At 41.3% G+C, this 20299-nt stretch carries 14 protein-coding genes and 1 pseudogene; 2 read left to right on the top strand and 13 right to left on the bottom strand.

Annotated elements, in window-relative coordinates:
* Positions 1 to 80: 80 nt before the first annotated feature.
* The 7 genes from Q4A14_RS06695 to Q4A14_RS06665 all read right to left on the bottom strand — a co-directional run bounded on the left by Q4A14_RS06695 (position 81) and on the right by Q4A14_RS06665 (position 8404).
* Positions 81 to 1325 (bottom strand): DUF4876 domain-containing protein, encoded by a 1245-nt coding sequence (locus Q4A14_RS06695; protein WP_303170907.1) that lies wholly within the window; start codon positions 1323 to 1325, stop codon positions 81 to 83.
* Between the two features lie 20 nt (positions 1326 to 1345).
* Entirely contained in the window at positions 1346 to 2809 is a 1464-nt protein-coding gene (locus Q4A14_RS06690; RefSeq protein ID WP_303170906.1) for a DUF6850 family outer membrane beta-barrel protein, read from the bottom strand.
* A gap of 53 nt (positions 2810 to 2862) precedes the next feature.
* Positions 2863 to 3258 (bottom strand): hypothetical protein, encoded by a 396-nt coding sequence (locus Q4A14_RS06685; protein WP_303170905.1) that lies wholly within the window; start codon positions 3256 to 3258, stop codon positions 2863 to 2865.
* 2 nt (positions 3259 to 3260) lie between these two features.
* Positions 3261 to 6110 (bottom strand): carboxypeptidase-like regulatory domain-containing protein, encoded by a 2850-nt coding sequence (locus Q4A14_RS06680; protein ID WP_303170904.1) that lies wholly within the window; start codon positions 6108 to 6110, stop codon positions 3261 to 3263.
* A gap of 253 nt (positions 6111 to 6363) precedes the next feature.
* Positions 6364 to 7050, bottom strand: coding sequence for a ComF family protein (locus tag Q4A14_RS06675; protein ID WP_303170902.1), 687 nt, complete (start codon positions 7048 to 7050; stop codon positions 6364 to 6366).
* Entirely contained in the window at positions 7037 to 7525 is a 489-nt protein-coding gene (locus tag Q4A14_RS06670) for a regulatory protein RecX (protein ID WP_303170901.1), read from the bottom strand. Before Q4A14_RS06670 ends, Q4A14_RS06675 begins: the two co-directional genes overlap by 14 nt.
* Positions 7526 to 7531: 6 nt before the next feature.
* Positions 7532 to 8404 carry a HemK/PrmC family methyltransferase gene (locus tag Q4A14_RS06665; RefSeq protein ID WP_303170900.1) on the bottom strand — a complete coding sequence of 291 codons (873 nt, stop codon included), beginning with the start codon at positions 8402 to 8404 and terminating at the stop codon, positions 7532 to 7534.
* Between the two features lie 103 nt (positions 8405 to 8507).
* On the opposite strand from Q4A14_RS06665, the gene ribD reads away from it, so the two are divergent.
* The gene (ribD, locus tag Q4A14_RS06660; protein ID WP_303170898.1) at positions 8508 to 9560 is read left to right on the top strand and encodes a bifunctional diaminohydroxyphosphoribosylaminopyrimidine deaminase/5-amino-6-(5-phosphoribosylamino)uracil reductase RibD; all 1053 of its coding nucleotides are present in this window, start codon (positions 8508 to 8510) and stop codon (positions 9558 to 9560) included.
* Between the two features lie 4 nt (positions 9561 to 9564).
* Here ribD and Q4A14_RS06655 read toward each other — a convergent pair whose 3' ends face one another.
* The 5 genes from Q4A14_RS06655 to Q4A14_RS06635 all read right to left on the bottom strand — a co-directional run bounded on the left by Q4A14_RS06655 (position 9565) and on the right by Q4A14_RS06635 (position 16538).
* Positions 9565 to 11271, bottom strand: a complete 1707-nt coding sequence (locus Q4A14_RS06655) for an alkaline phosphatase (protein ID WP_303170896.1) — start codon at positions 11269 to 11271, stop codon at positions 9565 to 9567.
* Positions 11272 to 11311: 40 nt separating this feature from the next.
* The gene (locus Q4A14_RS06650; RefSeq protein ID WP_303170894.1) at positions 11312 to 12487 is read right to left on the bottom strand and encodes a Xaa-Pro peptidase family protein; all 1176 of its coding nucleotides are present in this window, start codon (positions 12485 to 12487) and stop codon (positions 11312 to 11314) included.
* A gap of 570 nt (positions 12488 to 13057) precedes the next feature.
* The gene (locus tag Q4A14_RS06645; RefSeq protein ID WP_303170892.1) at positions 13058 to 13813 is read right to left on the bottom strand and encodes a succinate dehydrogenase/fumarate reductase iron-sulfur subunit; all 756 of its coding nucleotides are present in this window, start codon (positions 13811 to 13813) and stop codon (positions 13058 to 13060) included.
* A 39-nt stretch (positions 13814 to 13852) separates the two neighbouring features.
* Positions 13853 to 15793 (bottom strand): fumarate reductase/succinate dehydrogenase flavoprotein subunit, encoded by a 1941-nt coding sequence (locus Q4A14_RS06640; RefSeq protein ID WP_303170891.1) that lies wholly within the window; start codon positions 15791 to 15793, stop codon positions 13853 to 13855.
* A gap of 49 nt (positions 15794 to 15842) precedes the next feature.
* Positions 15843 to 16538 carry a succinate dehydrogenase gene (locus Q4A14_RS06635; protein ID WP_303170889.1) on the bottom strand — a complete coding sequence of 232 codons (696 nt, stop codon included), beginning with the start codon at positions 16536 to 16538 and terminating at the stop codon, positions 15843 to 15845.
* Positions 16539 to 17233: 695 nt separating this feature from the next.
* On the opposite strand from Q4A14_RS06635, the gene Q4A14_RS06630 reads away from it, so the two are divergent.
* Positions 17234 to 19627 carry a TonB-dependent receptor gene (locus Q4A14_RS06630; protein ID WP_303170888.1) on the top strand — a complete coding sequence of 798 codons (2394 nt, stop codon included), beginning with the start codon at positions 17234 to 17236 and terminating at the stop codon, positions 19625 to 19627.
* Between the two features lie 82 nt (positions 19628 to 19709).
* Here Q4A14_RS06630 and Q4A14_RS06625 read toward each other — a convergent pair.
* Positions 19710 to 20299: pseudogene (locus tag Q4A14_RS06625) on the bottom strand (ISAs1 family transposase); the annotation flags it as partial.

Here is a 20299-nt window from a genome sequence, read left to right as displayed (position 1 = left end):
ATGAGGTATAAAAAAGGAGGCTGAGCCAAAAATGAATTTTGACACAGCCCCATCTTTTTATGGTTTCAATGCCGCTATAATTATTTAGCAAGTAAAGAGGCTTTCATTCTCGGATTGAAGTCTTCAGTAGAGTTATTAGTGTCTTTCAAGATACGGCGATCGTGGTTCATATTCTCCACCTTACGGATTATTGCAGTTCCTTTAGCATTCTTATCATCCTTATTCTCCAAACAGTAGGTATACCCTGCATCTAATGAGATATCCATCGCTGATTTTTTAAAGTCTGCTTTTGTGCTGATATTCACAGCATCAAGTATCCATTCGTTGGGAACTTTATATCCGTTACCTTTCATTTCAAATGAACCGGCATTTGTGACCAATGTATAAGTGTAGTCATACTTATAATCTTTCACAAAAAGTTCTTTATTTACCGGGATACGAACGATCGCAACACTCCTAAATCCCCTATTATGTATTGTGTAAATAGTTTTACTACTACTATAATATTTAACAAGATTTGGAACATCCGGGTTATCTACATCTTGAATCTTTGGGTTATCAAACTTATCAAACCATTCAAAGTTTGCTTTTGATAAGTCTGCAGAATTTTCATTTACCTTCGTATGATCTATTGCATCATTCGCAATAACAATGTGCTGCCCGGGTTGAATAGGATGATCATCCCCATCCCCTTCAATGACGTATACAGCCTCAACGGGTATGGCTTTATCTAAGATATTTGGCCTATACTCAGTATCATTTATAGTCATAAACTCAGATACCACAAATGCCAAGCTGTCAGCATAAAGCACTTCATTTGAATTGTTATAGATCTTGATATACTGATCCTTACTTCCGAAATATTGTTTTCCATCCTTGGTGTACGTAGATGTAAAGAATACTTCTTCGATCACAAAACCGGAAGTAGACTGACTGTAATTAGGCTGTATCTCAATCTGCAAAGGTGCTGTTGGAGATGGCACGACAGTAAAATCAAGAGTTGAAGAAACCGACCCTTCCTTCAATATCCCCTTCTCATCCTTAAACTTTATAGAGGCACTGAAACTTGCAGTGTAGTTACCGGGATATAGTTCCACAGTAATAACATTGTTTTTTAAATCGTTGTCTGAAAACTTTGTAGTGCTGTTGTCTGCGAGTCCTTTAATCTCAAGGCTACGATTGAGGTACTCTGCATGCTTCAGTCCCAAGGGAAGGACTGTCTTTAATTCTACCTTTTGCTTCTCGATAATTTCAGAATTATCCTTCTTACAAGAAGAAAATCCGATCAATAGAAGAAGCAAAAATGCAATCTTTGTAAACTTCATAATGTCTTCTTTTTTAGAGTTTAATAATTAAATGATATTGTCATAGTAAGAGCATGTGGATTGGCTCTCAATACATTTTTATAAGTATACTGAGAGTGGAAACCTACGCTATATTTGTCGCTGATAATATGCCGATACTCAAGCCCTATGGAAGCTTGCAGTTTGTTGTGAGAAAGATATTCCAGTGTATGATCAAGATAGTTGACAAGATATGTTGAAAGTGCACCCTTGAGGACTCTCGATTGATTATAGAGGTTGACCTCATAGAGCCCATTTATCTCGAACAAAACTGCACTTTTGCCCTTCTGCCATTTAATCATACCCAAGAGAGACGGAGTAATATTACTTGTCTTGAATAGATGATCAGGATAAATATTCCTCAGATGTAGTTGTCCATAACTTACTTCGGGGACAATACGCCAAGAAAAACCTTGATTTTGCTCATACCCTATAGGAAACTCTATCATAGAGGTAAGTCTGTTTGCCTCAAAGAGCTCTAATTTGGCTATGACATCATACTCCCCGGCTCCGGCATTTCCCAATACATTGTCGTAACCTATACGTTGTTCATAGTTTAGCTTAGTATTGATACCACAAGTCAATTTCCCTACGTTCGTCAAATATCCGACCTTTGAAAAAATTCTATGCTTTCCATAGCCGTTGATAGGAGCAACGTTTAGTTCAGAGACCAATCGTTGTATAGCACCATATCCATAAATAAAGTTGGCATATAAGCCTCTGTGAATGTTGGGGACTAGAGAGAGTTCGATCTGAGCTTCATGTCCGGTATAAATGAGCTCAGATTTACCCAATGTAATGCGTCTAAACTCTGTTCCAAGACCGGACATGAGCCATTCCGGAGATTGTTTGACCTCATTATAGTTCTCCACATTGGCCACTTGACTGTATCTGTCGTATGAAATCTCTCCACCCAAAGTATATTTCTCACCGATATTTTTAGCATATGATAAACTTATCTCAAAATCTGAGACAATATCACGGGGGCGAGGATCAACCGTTCTGAAACCTTGAGTAGCTCTATAAGCAACTTGAGCCCCGAGACTACCCCAGATAAAAGCTTTTGATAATCCTCCACTGAACACATATTTTTCGACAGTAAAATCCCCTCCCAAGCTATCAGCAACGATGTACGGATAAAGACGGTCAAAGTCAAGTGTGGAATTCCATTTTACTTTCTTTTCCTTTCCTTTGGAGTACGAAGCATTACCCCAAATAGAAAGAGCGTTCAGACCTTTGAGATACGTAGAAGCGGAAAATCTTCCAAGCCTGATGCCCAACCCTTCGTGATAGAGTCCATACTCTCGCTGCCATACTTCACTGTACGATAGATCAATCGAGGAAAGACTACTATCATACTTGAGGTGTTGAAGCGAAGACAGCCCCTTATATGAAGCGTATATCTTTCCGTAAAGTGACTCTCGACTGTCAATAGCTTTTGCAATGTCTTGTGCAAAGGCACTCATAGCTACGACATTCAAGAGTAGAAAAAAAAGTATTTGGAAACGAGACACTTTCATCATTTTTGAAGGCTTATGAGAGGAACAATGATAGGATCTTGTTGTCCCGTCAATATCACAGCATCAAGATGTCCGCGTACAACTAATGGTAGTGCACCACTCGGATGACCTAAAGGAACAAAATTTCCATTGGCTTGAATCCGATAAACTCCTTTAAGAAGCCTCTGTTGCACTTCTAATTGCCTGACATTACTTTTTTTGATGACTTCTTTGGTATTTATGTTGGTAAACTGGATTTCAAGGTTGAACACCCCTTCTCCTGCATCAGGAAATCGAAGTTTGAGCGATGCATCACACATGACATCATCCGTATCCAACGTCCTGCAGGCATTTAACCCGATCAGTAACATCGCTACGACAGCAAACAAACGTAATATATCTTTAACTCTAATCATAGCTAAAACTTCATATTTATTTCCATACCGAAATATGGCACCTGATGACGTCGGATCTTTATGCCTCTACTCTCAAAATCGGGACTATAATCGAATATTCGATTAACAAAAAGGGCAAGTTGCAACTTTTCGTCAAAAAGAAACTTTGTAGCCTTAAGATTTACATTGGTCAACATAGGCACAGTGTATCTATCAAAGAGACTATCTGTCACATTACGTATAAGCCACTGCAGTCGTGCATCCTTAGCTGATTCGTCTGTATAGGGATGGTATACGCCATCCAAGCCAATATATTTGTCCGGACGTTCAGATATAGGCAATCGCATAGACGAAGCATACCAATTTGTTTGAAATGATAACGACACCTCAAAGCCTATACGAGGAAAGTAGCCGTCTAATCTCAAATCTGTTGTGAGAGACTCTGTCTCAGTTCCTTCGGTATCATCATAAATACCTATATATTGCAACTCCTCCCCACCTAATATCACATTGGGGCGGTAGTATTGAGGGAGGCTGTTACGATGAATGCTCTTGATCCAAGCCCCTGTAAAAGTCAAACGAGTATTAAGATTTACATACCTGGGAGTAGATCCTATCCACTCGATGCCATACTTATAACTTTCACTGCCATTGGAGGTTTTAGGAGCCCCATAAAAGATTATACGTTCGGTAAAGGGAAGATCTTCCAGAGTTGGAGGTCCCGTCAAAGTTTCGTGGTCCAACCCTGAAGTATCGTATCTCTTGAAAGATAGAAAATGTAACTGAACATCAGGTCTAAAACCATTTCTCATCCTCTCATTAAAATAAGTTGCTGAAAAGCTATATCCATTCCAATCCATGTCCCCACGCACTTCCCATTTGAAATTGCGAGCAGGAGCAAGGTCAAAGTTTTCAGTACTTATAATATAAGTGAAAATATTGGCTCGTCTCCGAGTTTCATTAGATGGATCATAATTTAACTGCACCAAGTCCACATAGTCAAGCTCCGGAAATAGCTGCAAAATAGTAGGGAAACGAGAATGCCACCCTACTCCTCCATTAAGAGCCAGCTTCATGGGCTTTCCTTTAATAGGAATATCTGAGAAGGCCAAACGGACATTAAGCCTCGGATCGATATACCAATGCTCGGACAATTTGTATCTATCGTCTATTCCCAAAAGTTTATTTGCAGAAAGACCTCCCATCACTGTCAATGTATTCTGAGCGATAGATACCGAAGCCCTGTCCTCCAGATATATAGAAAGATTTTGCCTTGCAGGAATTTCATGAAATGCTCTAGCTCGAGCATTTGCGTGAGGGTAGACCGGCTTATGAGAGTCAAAAATAGCCCCTTTACCTTTATTGTGAAGATAGTCCCACGTCACCCCATATATAAGATTGTGTTTTGTTGCAAACAATCGGAGGTTAGACACCCCCTTCAACTTCAAAAATGCATGATGTGGACGCCCATCTACCTCATGATGAGCATCAAACTTATAAGGATAATACCTGGCATCATGGGCACCCTGCTCCTTTGTGTCTGTATAGATAAGTCCCCTCGAAAGCTCAACAAACCGATCGATAACGACCCGCTCAATACTTGCACTATATGAGCCATCCAAAGATAACTCTGATATCCATGAAGGGTCATTAAACTTGAATAATAATGACTGACTACCCATAAGTTTTTGGTATGAGGACTTGTAGTCATCAAGATTATTATTGTTGACATCCGGATCGACTTTATCATTGTCAAACGACCCGATATAATCAAGATTTAAGTCCCATGTCACCTTTGCCCAAGAGGTGTTCCACTTCTGTGTCCCCTTGGTTGAAAATCCCATCCGTTTATAAGTTTCCCTTATGTTGCGAGGATCTCTTTTAGAATGTATATAATCCACTCCGAGACTTAGATCAAAGCCTTTCCAAAGATTTTGAAAACCCTTGCTAAGATTGAAGAGATGGCTCTTCATATCTGCCTTAAATCGAATATTGAAGGTGTTGTAGCTTCGCTTTCTCTTTATTTTAATGAGCCCGCTTGTGAGATTGCTATATTCTACGGAAGGTATCCCTCTCACGATCTCAACCTCCTCTATATCATCCACTGATACGCTACGCATATCTACTCCCTTATTTACAAATTCACGCGAAGTCACCGTAGGATCCCATGCTCCATCAACCACCTGCATGGAGGCATCATTGACCAAAGGAATACCATCCACCAAAAATGTCACACCAAGAGAAAGAGTTGGATACTTATCAGTCGAAGCATAAGGCATGCCCGGCATACGACTGACAGCAGGGATGACTGGCTCCCGGAGTCTGATTGCATTGGGTGTGGTCAAGTTTGGATCTTTTGAAAATCCCCCGGGTAAAAGTTCAAGCAAATCAGAAAAACTCGAAGGTTGCAGGTGTCTCATAGCATCCTGACCTATCTTGGAGGCACTCGTAAGACCTCTGGATTCAGATGCAGTTACGACAAATTCTCTAAGTGTTTTATTGTGAGGAATGAGGAAAATTTTCAAGGAGTCTGATTTCAGTATATCTATACTCCTATGGTACTCCTCATAACCCACAAACGAGACTTTTAGTTGATACTTTCCTGATGGTATATCTTTCAGCCAAGCCATACCATTCATGTTGGTTCGCTTGATCTTAGTTGCTTCTGCGCCTGAGAGTCGCACGATTGCTCCAGGCAAAGGCTCAAGACTCTCTCCGTCTATTACCAACACCGAGAGACTTGAGGCCTCCTGAGCACAAACAAAAGCCCTCCCGAAAATAATCGGAGAGGTCATGTATAATATAAAAAGAAATAATAGCTTGACTACTGAGAAATTAAGTACCAAACGAGGAAAGCCTCTTTCTTCTCGCATATTCTGCTTGAGTTTGATTTTGCTACGAAGGTACATAGGATATCACGTCCCTGAAATCCCCAAGAATAAGCATTTTTCAATCGCCATATACCTAAATATATGTATTTTTCAATCCACTTATGAAAGGATCTTATCTCGTGAAATCAATGTAGCTACCTTGATGAATCAAGTTAACTATCTTGATAAATTAAGTTGGCTACCTTGATGAATTAAAGTAGATAAGTTTTTCAGTATACATCTCTTCTAGGAAAGATCAAAGATAAACATCCAAGGCAAGCGTATAGACAGACACACTCTCGACTTTACAGTCATCATATAAAGCCTTTGCAGCATGAACTACTGTCGCTCCGGATGTCAGGACATCATCCACAAGCAGTACTCTACGTCCTTCGAGAACACCACTCTTTCCTGAAAACACACCACCCATAGCCTCCCATCGAGAGACTTTATCTCTATTGGTCTGGGTAGATCCGGATGTACGCTTCAAAGCCTCTTCCACAATTGGAAGTCCATATGCATCGGCAATTCCCTGAGCGATAGCCTTGGATTGGTTGTACCCCCTACTCCACAGCCGTTGATAAGTGATGGGGACAGGGATAATAGCAGAAACATCCGAAAAATGTGCAAGCTCGAGATGTCTCATAGCAAAATGCTTTGCTATCCGGTAGCCAAGATCAGGATACCCCTCATATTTTATCCGGTGAATAAGCTTGCGAACCGTCGAATGCTCGGTAAAGATGAGATCAGAGCGAATCTCAGAAAAAGGAACAAATCCCTCGATACGATCATGAGGGTGATAAAAGGTTTCCATGCCTTCATAGCGAGGGAGCAACTCAAAACACGTGTCACAGATATGCGCATGCTCCTTGGACAGTCGATCATGACATCCGATACAGTAGCTTGGCAGGAGAAAAGATATGATTGAATCAATCCAATCCATCTATATCATCAAGGGAACTCAAAGCCCTATTAATGAGATCCGTAGTAAACCCTCGGCTATATGCAGCTCTGAACAACTTGTCTCGCAGTTGATAGGGATTTTCAGATTTTACAGAGGAAAGTTTCTTTCGGAGAAAATCGGAGAGCAATTCAAGCCATGTCTCAGAAGAAACACGGCTGATGGCCTCATCTATCACTCGATCTTCTATTCCTTTCTCTCGCAAGGCAAAACGAATTTTGACAGGCCCATGTTTGCTGAATCTTACCTTATCGGAAACAAAGGCTGAGACATACCTTTCGACATCAAGGTATCTATCCTCTGTCAAACGAGCAATGATTAAGTTTATACTTTGTTGGTCTATTTCTCCACCGCTCCAATCTCTCAGTTTGTAGATGACTTCCAGAGGAGATTTTTCCCCCTTGACACAATATGACTCAGCTTTGGAGATCAAACGCTTCAGCTCTTTTTCATCCATTATAAACTAATATTTTGGAGTTGCAAACACAAAGCGATCTCTGCCGTACTGATCTTGTTCGAGTATCGCATTAAGTCCATATTCCTCACAAAGAGCAACAGTCTCTTTCCCAAAGGATTGATTAATCTCAAAAGCCAGGAGTCCCTCCCGAGCAAGCCTCCTCGAAAAATATTGCAGTATGGACTTATAGAAAATCAAAGGATCATCATCCGAAACAAAAAGCGCCATGCTTGGCTCATAGTCTAATACATGAGGCAATATCTCAGTCCGTTCCCGATCCATAACATATGGAGGATTGGACACTACTATATCGTAAAAGTCATAATCAGGCTTATAAGAGCCGGAAAGGATATCTGCCCTGATAAGAGTCAACCGATGGCTCAGTTCCGGATATGACGAAAAGTTATCTTTTGCGACAGACAGAGCCTCATCGCTCCAGTCAAGAGCTTCAACTTTGGCTTGAGAAAATGAATTTGCTAAGGAGAGAGCTATGCATCCACTTCCCGTACAGATATCTATGGCTTTAATTTCTCTTTTATCTGAAGTAAAATGATCTCGGATACGTTGGCACAGCTCTTCGGTTTCCATACGGGGAATGAGGACACCGGGACGCACATTGATCGACAGGCCATCAAAGATCGTATAACTCAAGATGTACTGAAGGGGTTCTTTTCTCTTCAGACGTCCTATCCACAGCAGAATTGTTTCTTGCCCCTCACGAAATTGTGTATCTTTGGGAGGTGTGATCACAAGCATAGGATAAGGCTGCCCAAAAGCCTCTTCAAGCAAGCGTCGGGAAATAGCCTCCGCTTCTTCTTGAGGATAGTAAGGCATCAGCTGTCGAGTGATATCGTCTTTGAAACTCCTGATTGGGATCATATTGTCTATTTAGATAAAAAGTGAGCCCCCCACAATTAAAGGCAAATTTAAGATTTTATCCCCAATTATTTACAGACCTATGACAGCGAGCAGTGACATATTTATGAGACGAGCGATACAATTGGCAAGACAATCAGATCCACAATCTGTGAGTCCCAATCCTCATGTGGGGGCAGTGCTGGCCTATGAAGAAAAAGATGGTTCTACTCGCATCATCGGTGAAGGTTATCACAAAAAAAGAGGACAAGGACATGCGGAAGTAGAGTGTTTGAAAAGTGTCAAGCCGGAAGACAGAGAGCTTGTACCTCAATCTACTATGTACGTTACACTTGAGCCCTGTGCACACATCGGACGGACTCCATCCTGTGCTAAGATGATTGTAGAGAAAGGGATACCAAGAGTCATAATTGGGACAACAGATCCCAATCCACTCGTGGCCGGAAAAGGTATCGACATCCTGCGATCAAATAATGTCAAAGTAACGGTGGGAGTTCTTGAGTCAGAGTGCAGAGAGGTAGCAAAAGTCTTCATGACAAATCAGGAAAGACATCGTCCTTTCATCACTCTAAAGTGGGCACAAAGTAGAAATGGGTACATGGACAAAAAGAGGGAAGGAGGGGCTCCGATGATATTCTCGACGCCCTTCACTTCCGGGTTAGTCCACAGAGAAAGATCCCGTCACTCAGCGATACTAGTCGGTATAAAGACATTGGTACTGGATCAGGCAAAACTTTCCAACAGACTTTGGACAGGTCCATCTCCTCAACCTTTTGTAATCGACCCTGATGCTAAAAGTCTCAATATATTAGAGAATTACAGGGATGCGGAGAGATGGACAGTAGTAACAACCCAAACATCCATCGATCCTAATAAATACAAGTGTAAGATCCTCCAAGTAAGAGACAAATCAACAATACTTGATGAACTGATTTCATACTTGAACGATTCGGAAATAACCTCCTTGCTTGTTGAAGGAGGAAGTTATACCTTATTATCATTCATAGAAGTGGGACTATGGGATGAAGCCCGGATAGAAAAAGCCCCCTTCGATATTCTCGAAGAGGGCATCTCTGTTCCGTTATTGAAATCTGCCAAGCTGATCGACAGCTTTATCACCGATGATAGGATAATTGAGTATTATCGTCATGAAAGATAACATCTTACTTTTTCAACTCCTCAATCAGAGTTCTATTGATATAAAATAGATCTTTCTTATCCACATACACAGCGGGAGTTTTGGTCCTTATCACACGTTTGTTGATTTTAACTTCCGAGGAAAAGGCCTGTATAGTCATCGTTCTTCCCTTATACTTTACGACAAGTTGTTTCTCTTGAGGCTTGTTGCCATTGATCACGTATTTCAGCCCTTGAAATAGCTTATCATGAGGGACAAAATACTCATCTGTCAGATCCAACATACTTGGTTCTATATCAAGTAACTTTTTCATATATTCATGCAACTCAATATTGGTATTGAATCCCACAAGTCTATGAGTATCTTCGGGAGCATAAACTGCAAGGAGAACATCCTCTCCGGTATGTCCATGAGTTGTGAAGCCAAAGTACATATTCTTGCGGAAGATCTCTGCGACAAAAGAGGATAAGGAGCCGGAGTAAAGAGCCTCTTTCTCAAACTTACCTATGTTACGCTCCTTTTCAAGCAAGGGACTTTGTTTATAACCGTCCACATGTTTAAGCTTCTCCAAGTCCTCAACAGTAAGCTCGATCATCGCTTCATCTCGAAATACTTTCGCTGCCTGCTCAAAAGGCACTTGTTGTAATATCTCTGCTATACCATCTGCCGTTTTCTTAACCTTCGTGAGCAAACCGAAAAGTTGATCTTGTGAAGCTCCGGAATAATCATCAAGGCCTTGAACACCAATACTTAATCCACTGTTACCATGATCAGAAGTTATGATAACAACTGTATTCTTATCTTTTTTGGCAAAATCTATAGCAACTTTACAAGCCTTATCAAATGCAAGAAACTCAGTGGCAATACCAACCGGATCGTTGGCATGAGCAGCCCAATCTACCTTGCTACCCTCGATCATCAAGACAAAACCCTCTTCGTTGTCACGATCAAGATGTCTTATGGCAACCTCTGCCATCTCAGCAAGCGAAGGCACCTTCTTGGGATCCCTGTCAATATCATAAGGCATATCCATGTTGCTGTAAAGCCCCCACATCTTACCGGTTTCATGTGCTCTCATCCCCTCGATATCATTGAGATAAACAGAAGTCCCGTAATCCTCCAAAAAGCTTTTCAGTTCGGGTGTCATAAGGGCGACGCCACCACCAAGAACAACATCCAGACTACTGTGCACCATCTGAGGTACTATCCACTCTTTTCGCCTGCGGTTGTAGCTATGAGCAGTACAGTCTGCAGGAGTAGCGTGAGAAAATTCACAGGTGAAAACGAGTCCGGTCTTACGACTTTGAGTTATGCGGGCTGCTTCCATGAGTGTCATCACAGGGCTATATTCTCTCGAAGCCTCAAGGGGAACAAGATCATCTTTACCATCCGAATATGGATAGGTCGAGACGAAGCCTTTGATAGAAGGAATCCCAGTCATATAGCACGATGTGGTAGGAGCTGAGTCTCCTATGGGTGCATTGGAACAATATGTGAGAATAGTTCCCGAAATATAAGGGTCTATGTGCAGACGGATATTTGATGGATCCTGAGTACGCTGATACCAACGAGCCAAGGATATTGCAGGAAGGGAGGCCCCATCTGCAATCATCAAAATAACATTTTTTACAGGCTTTACTTCCTTATCAGATGTCGCTCCTACAGCTATACTGTCAAATAGTACATTTAGGAGTATTGCTATTATAAGAAAGCGTGAAAATAGTTTATTCATATACAACTAACTTTGGCATTCATATCAATGAATACTTTCATCAAAGATAAACAATCTCTTCTGGAAGAGGAGTAAGGTTTTCCACCCCATTTTCTGTAACGAGATAAGTGTTTTCAACACCAAGCGCGCCAGTGGGCGCAATGACAAATTTTGGTTCAAATGCCATAGTCATTCCAGGCTCGAATACGCCTTTCCATCTTGGTGTCATCACAGGCGGTTCATTGATCTCAATGCCTACCCCATGACCAACGAACTTAACCTGATGATCCTGTCCCATAAAATGTCGTGACAATCCCGCTTCTTCAGACATCTCTGCACAGTGGTTATATATCTCCGACAACTCCACTCCGGGTTTTGCATGAGATTGAAAGTAGCGGTGCATCTCTATGGAGAGATTGTGGGCACGCACAGCTTCAGGTTCTATCTGACCACAAGCATAAACACGCGTTATGTCTGTATTATACGGGCTATAGTTCCCGGCCATATCGAGCATTAGTGCCATTCCTTCTGTGATAGGCTGCCCACAGGCTCCCATCGGCATAGCCGGTGCCCCGGCTCCGCCCATAGTAAAGTCATAAGGAGCAGAGACGTTTGCATTAATACCGGCTGCTATATTGCCCATAAAGATCTCCATTCGAGAGCCAAAACACCTGAAGACACCAATTGATCCACGCTTACGCATCTCATACTCAATTGCAAACTGCCACTCAAGGTCTGTCATACCTTTTTTGAATAAGGAAGGTGCAATTTTATATATCTCCATATGAGGGATAGCAGCACTACGGATGATCTCTATCTCAGTAGGGGTCTTTATACTACGGACATTACGCATCAAAACTGAAGCATCTACAAAAGAAAATACTCCCTGTTTGGAGAGTTTACTCAAACGTTGGTACTCAGCAAAAGGTAAAGTGGAAGCTTCAATGCAAGTCTGTTCGGTAATTTCGTAACCATACTCTGCAAGTATTTCCGGCATTTGTTCCGGCTTCCTGATATTGTGGGTGCGATCATAGCCGTCAAGTACCTGAGATGGTTTTTCAGCAAAAAAAATGGGTTCATGTCCTACCTTGAGAAAAGTAAACCCTAAAAAAACACTACCTGTAAGGTAGATATGATTCGGAATACTACGAAGCAGAATGGAGTCGCATCCACTCTCCACCAATGCTTTACTTACCTTCTGACAACGAAGGAGTAACTCTTCTTTTGTGATGTTCATATGTGTGGTTTATTTTGATATATACTCGGAATTTTTATTATAAGTTGTACAAAGTTAGTCTTTTCTGTCTTTATACGGCATAGAAAATAATTTGGAACCCAAGCTTAAACCAGATATGAGATTGAAGCCTATAAGCATACCTCTTTATCTGAATCGCCTAATCAGATAAACTTTTCACTGTTAAATTTTTGATCTGAAATCCCCCTGAAAAGTTGCATAACCTGGTACGTCAAAGTAAGCACATCGATTGATCAAGGTAGACACATCGATTTAGAGAGATGTACATCCTTCATCCTTATTTTGATATCTATAACAGCAGAACAATTGAATAAGAAGGGGATGTATCAGTTTCAGTCAAGCCTAATCTAAAATTGACTTCCTAATAATAAGCATAATCTCTCTAAATGGAGCCTTACCTGTAACCTATATCAGCCATATATCCTCACTTATATTTTGACAAATAACAACAGAATTGCTAAAATAGCAACACTATATCATTATGATGATAAAAAAATGCGTAGCCCTTTTTAACAAGGACTACGCACCAATATTCTTCGTCTGATCTAAAGTTTAATCTTTGAACTTCGCTTTGAGGAACTCTCTATTGAGACGGGCGATGTTGCTCACAGAAATAGACTTAGGGCATGATACTTCGCACGCACGAGTATTTGTACAGTTACCAAAACCCAATTCGTCCATCTTAGCCACCATAGCCTTAGCACGGCGAGCAGCCTCTACACGACCTTGAGGAAGGAGGGCAAACTGACTGACTTTTGCAGAAACGAAAAGCATGGCCGAGCCATTTTTACATGCAGCTGCACATGCTCCACATCCGATACATGCAGCCGCGTCCATCGCCAAATCTGCATCGTGCTTAGGGATAGGTATGGCGTTAGCATCAGGAACACCTCCTGTATTGACAGAAACGAATCCTCCTGCTTGAATAATCTTGTCATATGCTGTACGATCTACCATAAGATCTCGTATGACAGGGAAACCTGCCGAACGCCAAGGCTCTACAGTGATTGTATCTCCATCATTAAACTTGCGCATATGCAATTGACAAGTTGTGATAGCAGAGTCAGGGCCATGGGCTACCCCATCTATATAGAGTGAGCACATACCACAAATACCTTCTCGACAGTCATGGTCAAAAGCAACAGGTGTACCGCCCTCCTTGATGATCTTTTCATTGAGGATATCCATCATCTCAAGGAACGAACTTCCTTGAGAGACATTTTGGAGCTCATGTGTCTCGAAGAATCCCTTTTCCTTGGCACTCCTCTGTCTCCAAACTTTCACTTTGATATTTATATTCTTATCCATAAAATCAATTCTTCTATTTGAAAATGTGACACACAAGTATTAGTTCTTATAGTTACGTTGCTGACGTACGATGAATTCATAATCAAGGGGCTCCTTGTACATCACAGGATCTTTATCTTCGCCTTGATATTCCCAACATGAAACATAAGCAAACGTCTCATCATGGCGAAGAGCTTCACCTTCTTCAGTCTGATGTTCGAGTCGGAAGTGTCCACCGCAAGATTCTTCTCTGTCAAGAGCGTCGTGAGCCATGAGTTCTCCAATCTCAATAAAATCAGCAAGACGAAGAGCCTTTTCGAGCTCCACATTGAGATCAGCAGATTCTCCGGGGATATAAACATTGCTCCAGAACTCTTTTTTCAATGCTTTAAGCTTGTCAATAGCTTGCTTAAGCCCATCAGCATCACGGCCCATACCTACAAAGTCCCACATGATATGACCAAGCTCTTTGTGGATATTATCTACAGATCTCTTACCCTTTATAGCCATCAACCTGTTGATACGATCTTGGAGAGCCTTTTCAGCAGCTGCAAACTCAGGAAGTTCTGTACTGAATCTTGGCACCTGTATCTGATCCGCAAGATAGTTTTGAATGGTATAAGGCAACACAAAATAACCGTCTGCAAGACCTTGCATCAAAGCAGAAGCACCGAGACGGTTAGCTCCGTGATCAGAGAAGTTAGCCTCACCGATAGCAAAGAGACCCGGTATAGTTGTCTGCAATTCGTAATCGACCCAGACTCCACCCATGGTATAGTGGATAGCAGGGAAGATCATCATTGGAGTCTCGTACGGATTATCGTTAGTGATCTTTTCATACATTTGGAAGAGGTTACCATAACGGGCTTCCACCACATCCTTACCAAGTCTGTTGATAGCATGTGCAAAATCAAGATACACTGCCTGACCTGTACCGACACCATAACCAGCATCGCAGCGTTCTTTCGCTGCACGAGATGCCACGTCACGAGGAACAAGGTTACCAAACGCAGGGTAGCGACGCTCCAAATAGTAGTCTCTGTCTTCCTCCTTAATCTGAGTAGGTTTTAGTTTGCCTTCACGGATCGCCACAGCATCTTCAATCTTCTTAGGGACCCAAATACGTCCATCATTTCGGAGAGACTCTGACATGAGGGTGAGTTTACTCTGAAAGTCTCCGTGAACAGGGATACACGTAGGGTGTATCTGCGCCATACATGGGTTACCAAACATTGCGCCTTTCTTATAGCACTGCCATGCAGCAGAGCCATTTGATGCCATAGCATTAGTGGAAAGGAAGAATGTATTACCATAACCACCTGTTGCGATAACAACTGCATGAGCTGCAAATCTCTTGATCTCTCCAGTCACAAGGTCACGCACAAGGATACCACGAGCACGACCATCTATTATAACAACATCAAGCATCTCATGACGAGTGTAAAGCTTTACAGTACCTTTACCAACTTGGCGAGAGAGAGCAGAGTAAGCACCGAGAAGAAGCTGTTGCCCGGTTTGACCTCGAGCATAGAACGTACGGGACACCTGTGCTCCACCAAAAGAACGGTTGTCAAGAAGACCGCCATACTCGCGTGCAAAAGGAACACCCTGAGCCACACACTGGTCAATGATAGAATTGGATACTTCGGCAAGACGATACACGTTAGCCTCTCTTGCACGGTAATCTCCACCTTTGATAGTATCATAAAAGAGACGATAGACAGAGTCTCCGTCATTTTGATAATTTTTAGCAGCATTGACACCACCTTGTGCAGCAATGGAGTGAGCTCGACGAGGTGAGTCTGAAATACAGAAATTAAACACGTTGAAGCCCATCTCTGCAAGCGATGCAGCCGCAGAAGCTCCCGCAAGACCTGTACCTACGACGATGACATCCAAACGGCGCTTGTTGGCCGGATTGACGAGTTTCTGATGACTTTTATAGTTATTCCACTTGTCCGCTAATGGACCTTGTGGTATTTTAGGATCTAATTTTGCCATGATTATATATGTCGTAATTGAGTAATCTTAGAAAGAAATATCACAAAAATCAGTGAGCTCCAATCGTCCAAAGGTGACCGACAGAATCCCATGCTCCAATACTATTCAGATAGAAAGCTACAGCAACAAATGTAAACATCAGACAGATGATGGTAGCGACTACAATACCGAGGTTCTTGAGTCTCTTGTACCAAATATCGTTGCTAAATCCTATAGATTGAAACATACTCCAAAATCCGTGTGTGAGGTGAAACCATATGGCTACGAACCATACAATATAGCACACAACAATGATAGGATCTGAGAAAGTCACTTGAATCAACGCAAAACCTTCTTCCGAGGGACGGCCTGTCCACTCATACAGCTGCATCTTTGCCCAAAAATGAGATAAGTGCCAACCTAGAGCGCCGAGTACGACAACACCAAGGACGAACATATTCTTAGATGCCCATTGCACTCCTACGTTCGCACTCTTTGCATAACGATCATTACCACGAGCTCTTCTGTTCTGTACAGTTAAAACTGTTGCATAAATAATGTGGATAACAAAGCCCAATGCAAGAATTGGCACCATAAGTGCTACAACCGGATTTGTACCGAGGAAGTGACCGATAGAATTGTATCCACTTTCAGAAAATACGGCAACAAGGTTCACAGAACTGTGGAACAATAAAAAGAAAACAAGAAAGAAGCCTGATAGACTCATGACAAACTTCCTTCCAATGGAGGAGTTAAATAACCACATAGTTTTTAAAACAACAAATAAGAGGTAAAAAAATAATGTATTGTACTATTATCAACGGGTTTAATTACTTTGACAAAGTTAAGAGAATATATTTGTTTCACAACATTTGGGTACAAACAATTTATAACACAATTTAATTGCTACCGATTAGTAGGTAGTATGACTGTTTATTCCAGACATTTTTTTTGACTTTATAAACAGCTGTAAATAAGATATGATAGGAATTCATTATATCCTTCTACTCACCTCTAAAATAGACCTTTTTACATCGTATCAACACTTCAGATATATTGTTCTGAATCAGTATAGCAATCTTAAAAAGTAAAGGCTCTCGTATATAACCATATTTTTGGGGGATATCAGGAGTAAAGACTGATCAAAAAGAGAATTTAACTTGATTGAATAAATTTAAATATATCATTTTATCAAACGCCTTGACTTTTGATGTTCTCTCTTCTCCTAAATCGAATCTCATTCCAAACTCAATTTATGTGTGAGATTATCATTGTTTTTGATCCTTTCAACGAACCTTTTGAGGACAAGAGCTGTTTTTAGAAAGGTGAGCGGACAGTTCATGTCTGAAAACTACAAGAGTCAGGTGCGAAATTTTATGCTTCTCAAGGTGAAAAGTCTTCGGACTCTCTCACAAATATTAACCATATAATTAGATTCTAAACAAAATACCTAAGAAGCTTATGATCCATAGAAAAATAACACTGACTATAGCTTTAGTTATCAGCTTCACATTCATGGCTTACTCCCAGACGGGAACTATAAAAGGACGACTCCTCAACGCACGCTCCAACGGACCGGTCGAATTTGCGACAATAATGGTACAGGGGTTCTCTGCAGGCTCAACCTCAGATATTGATGGCAAGTTTGTAATAAACAATGTAAAACCAGGCTTTTTCAAACTCATGGTCAGGGCTGTAGGATTTGAGCCTACGCTCTCTGAAGAGATTCAGGTACAAGGTAATCAGACAACCTATTTAGAAATTCCCGTTGAGGAGTTTACAACTTCCCTTCAAGAAGTCACTGTGCGTCCAAATCTTCTCCTAAAACGTGTTGACAGTCCTCTATCTGTACTCTCCTTAGGAGTACAGCAGATAGAAAAAAGTGCGGGAGCGAACAGGGATATTTCCAAACTTGTGCAGACGCTCCCGGGAGTAGGAGCGACTGATCCTAATCGTAATGACCTCATTGTCCGAGGTGGAGGGCCGGCAGAAAATGTCTTCTATCTCGATGGTATAGAGTTACCCGTGATCAATCACTTCTCGACACAAGGAGCATCTGGGGGAGTGGTTGGTATCATCAATCCTGATTTTATACGTGAGATAACATTCTATACCGGAGCATTTCCAGCAAATAAGGCCAACACATTGAGTTCCGTAATGGATATAAAACAAAGAGAGGGTAATAAAGATCGGATACATACCAAAGTATCCATAGGGGCATCAGATGCGGCTCTCACCATTGATGGGCCTTTGGGAAAAAACTCAACCTTCATTGTTTCTGCAAGACAATCATATCTTCAGTTCCTCTTCAAAGCCATAAAGCTCCCTTTCTTACCCACATACAATGACTTTCAGATTAAGTACAAACATCAAATCAATCCTAAAAATGAGATAAGCATCACAACCCTCGGAGCCATAGATCATATGACTCTTAATAGAAGCCTTGAGAAGACAGGAACAGAAAGCCAGAAGTATCTGCTAAGCTACCTACCCGAGTTCAAACAATGGAACTATACCATAGGAGCTATATACAAGCACTTCGGAGATCGACATATAGACACATGGGTACTGAGTAGAAATATGTTGCGAAACAGCAATTACAAATACATGGGCAACGATAAAAATCGACCTAAAATATCAGAGTACCTATCGGATGAGGTCGAAAACAAATTGAGATACGAACGAGCATTTACAGCCTTACCATTCAAACTACTGACAGGTGTTGGAATTGAATATGCAAATTACACCAACGAAACAGAACGTCTGACTTACACGGGAGGAAATCTCAAAAGAATAAACTACAATAGTACCCTATCTCTCTTTAGTTATCAGGCATTTGCACAGGTATCAAAGGATTTCTTCGATAACAGGCTGAAGTTATCCCTAGGAGCGAATTTAATGGGGAATACTTACAATAGAAATATGAAAAATCCTCTCAACCAACTTTCTCCTCGATTTTCTATATCCTATGCCATAACACCTAAACTTGACATGAACGGCAACATAGGCAGATATGCGATGCAACCTGCCTATACTACGCTCGGATTTAAGGATGAAAAGGGGGTACTTGTCAATCAACATGACGGTATCAAGTACATTAAATCAGATCAGACTGTTTTGGGACTTGATTATCGTCCAAACAAAATATTGCGCCTCAGTGTCGAAGGATTCTACAAGTATTACCATGACTATCCATTATCCTTGTCTGACAGTATCAGCCTTGCCAGTAAGGGAGTAGAATATGGTCAAGTCGGAGACGAAGCTATCTCATCCACCGAAGAGGGTCGTGCTTACGGCATAGAGTTTGTAGGACAAGTCAGATCTTGGCACAATCTAGATATCACTGCGACCTACACACTGTTTCGCAGCGAGTTTACAAATGGGAAAGGTCAGTTGATTCCCTCTTCGTGGGATACCAAACATATGCTCAACATTATGGCAAGTTATAAAATCGGAAAAGACTGGAACATCGCAACTCGATGGAGATACATCGGCGGAGCTCCCTACTCTCCTATAGATGTAGAAAAATCAACAGACAAAAAAGCCTGGAGTATAAACAATCAAGCATACATCGACTATAAAAAATTCAATCAACTGCGCCTACCTGCATCTCACCAATTGGACATACGCGTAGACAAAGAGTTTTACTTCAAGAAGTGGATGCTGAACCTCTATGTTGATATACAAAACGTGTATAACTTTAAGTCTACGAACGCTCCCATCTACACAAATAAAGATGAGGCCGGAAAAATAATGGAAGATCCCAAAGATCCAAGTAACAGACAGTTGATACGAGAGTTACATGTTTCCTATGGTACCATTTTACCGACAATTGGGATAATAACAAAGTTTTAATCTGTCTCCCATTAAAAGATTAAAGAATGATAGGATAACAAAGACTTGACGAAGATCTTTGAGGTGAAACAGGGTAACCGCATCAAATCTTTAGTATCTTTTTGAGATAGTCTATATTCAGAGCGGCTTTGAATAACCTCTTCCGTAAGGATAGTTTGTCTTTATACTGAGAAACAATGGCTAAAGCGAACTTTCTCAAGGTGTTTAAATTCGTGGCAGAGTAGTCCTTTCGGGCTCGGCAGGCATCTTCTCTAAAGATTGAATCCAAATGCCGGTGGAGCCTGTTCTCAATCCCCCAATGTCCTCGAATATATTGCCCAATTGATTGACAATCTTCGGGTGGTAAACTGCTGATATAATACTGCTTATCTATGCGTATTTCTCCCTCTGAACTACTAATCTCACGCTCCACTTGGATTAAACTTCTTAAGCCTCGCCATTGACTATATTCCTCCTCGTCAAAGATCTCTGACGCTGATAATGTGATACAGGTTCGTTTCTCAATACCACCATGATTTTTCTCCAAGATCTAATAACTATGGCACCTGTATTGTCCTGTGAAGCAATCCTGAACATCCTCATACAAATGTTTTTGATTGCCTTTGAGACTTAGGATGTAGTAAGCTTCCGATTGGATTATCTACTCTGCAATGTTGGTTTGAGGCCCCATAG

The sequence above is a fragment of the Porphyromonas sp. genome (assembly GCF_030529325.1).
Taxonomy (GTDB): domain Bacteria; phylum Bacteroidota; class Bacteroidia; order Bacteroidales; family Porphyromonadaceae; genus Porphyromonas_A.
The sequence above is the reverse complement of the archived record's forward strand: the minus strand, read 5'-3'. Positions and strand labels throughout refer to the sequence as shown.

Excerpts from the sequence above, each read along its gene's own strand:
- Q4A14_RS06695 (WP_303170907.1), bottom strand. The coding sequence starts at position 1,325 with ATGAAGTTTACAAAGATTGCATTTTTGCTTCTTCTATTGATCGGATTT.
- Q4A14_RS06690 (WP_303170906.1), bottom strand. The coding sequence starts at position 2,809 with ATGAGTGCCTTTGCACAAGACATTGCAAAAGCTATTGACAGTCGAGAG.
- Q4A14_RS06685 (WP_303170905.1), bottom strand. The coding sequence starts at position 3,258 with ATGATTAGAGTTAAAGATATATTACGTTTGTTTGCTGTCGTAGCGATG.
- Q4A14_RS06680 (WP_303170904.1), bottom strand. The coding sequence starts at position 6,110 with ATGCGAGAAGAAAGAGGCTTTCCTCGTTTGGTACTTAATTTCTCAGTA.
- Q4A14_RS06675 (WP_303170902.1), bottom strand. The coding sequence starts at position 7,050 with ATGGATTGGATTGATTCAATCATATCTTTTCTCCTGCCAAGCTACTGT.
- Q4A14_RS06670 (WP_303170901.1), bottom strand. The coding sequence starts at position 7,525 with ATGGATGAAAAAGAGCTGAAGCGTTTGATCTCCAAAGCTGAGTCATAT.
- Q4A14_RS06665 (WP_303170900.1), bottom strand. The coding sequence starts at position 8,404 with ATGATCCCAATCAGGAGTTTCAAAGACGATATCACTCGACAGCTGATG.
- ribD (WP_303170898.1), top strand. The coding sequence starts at position 8,508 with ATGAGACGAGCGATACAATTGGCAAGACAATCAGATCCACAATCTGTG.
- Q4A14_RS06655 (WP_303170896.1), bottom strand. The coding sequence starts at position 11,271 with ATGAATAAACTATTTTCACGCTTTCTTATAATAGCAATACTCCTAAAT.
- Q4A14_RS06650 (WP_303170894.1), bottom strand. The coding sequence starts at position 12,487 with ATGAACATCACAAAAGAAGAGTTACTCCTTCGTTGTCAGAAGGTAAGT.
- Q4A14_RS06645 (WP_303170892.1), bottom strand. The coding sequence starts at position 13,813 with ATGGATAAGAATATAAATATCAAAGTGAAAGTTTGGAGACAGAGGAGT.
- Q4A14_RS06640 (WP_303170891.1), bottom strand. The coding sequence starts at position 15,793 with ATGGCAAAATTAGATCCTAAAATACCACAAGGTCCATTAGCGGACAAG.
- Q4A14_RS06635 (WP_303170889.1), bottom strand. The coding sequence starts at position 16,538 with ATGTGGTTATTTAACTCCTCCATTGGAAGGAAGTTTGTCATGAGTCTA.
- Q4A14_RS06630 (WP_303170888.1), top strand. The coding sequence starts at position 17,234 with ATGATCCATAGAAAAATAACACTGACTATAGCTTTAGTTATCAGCTTC.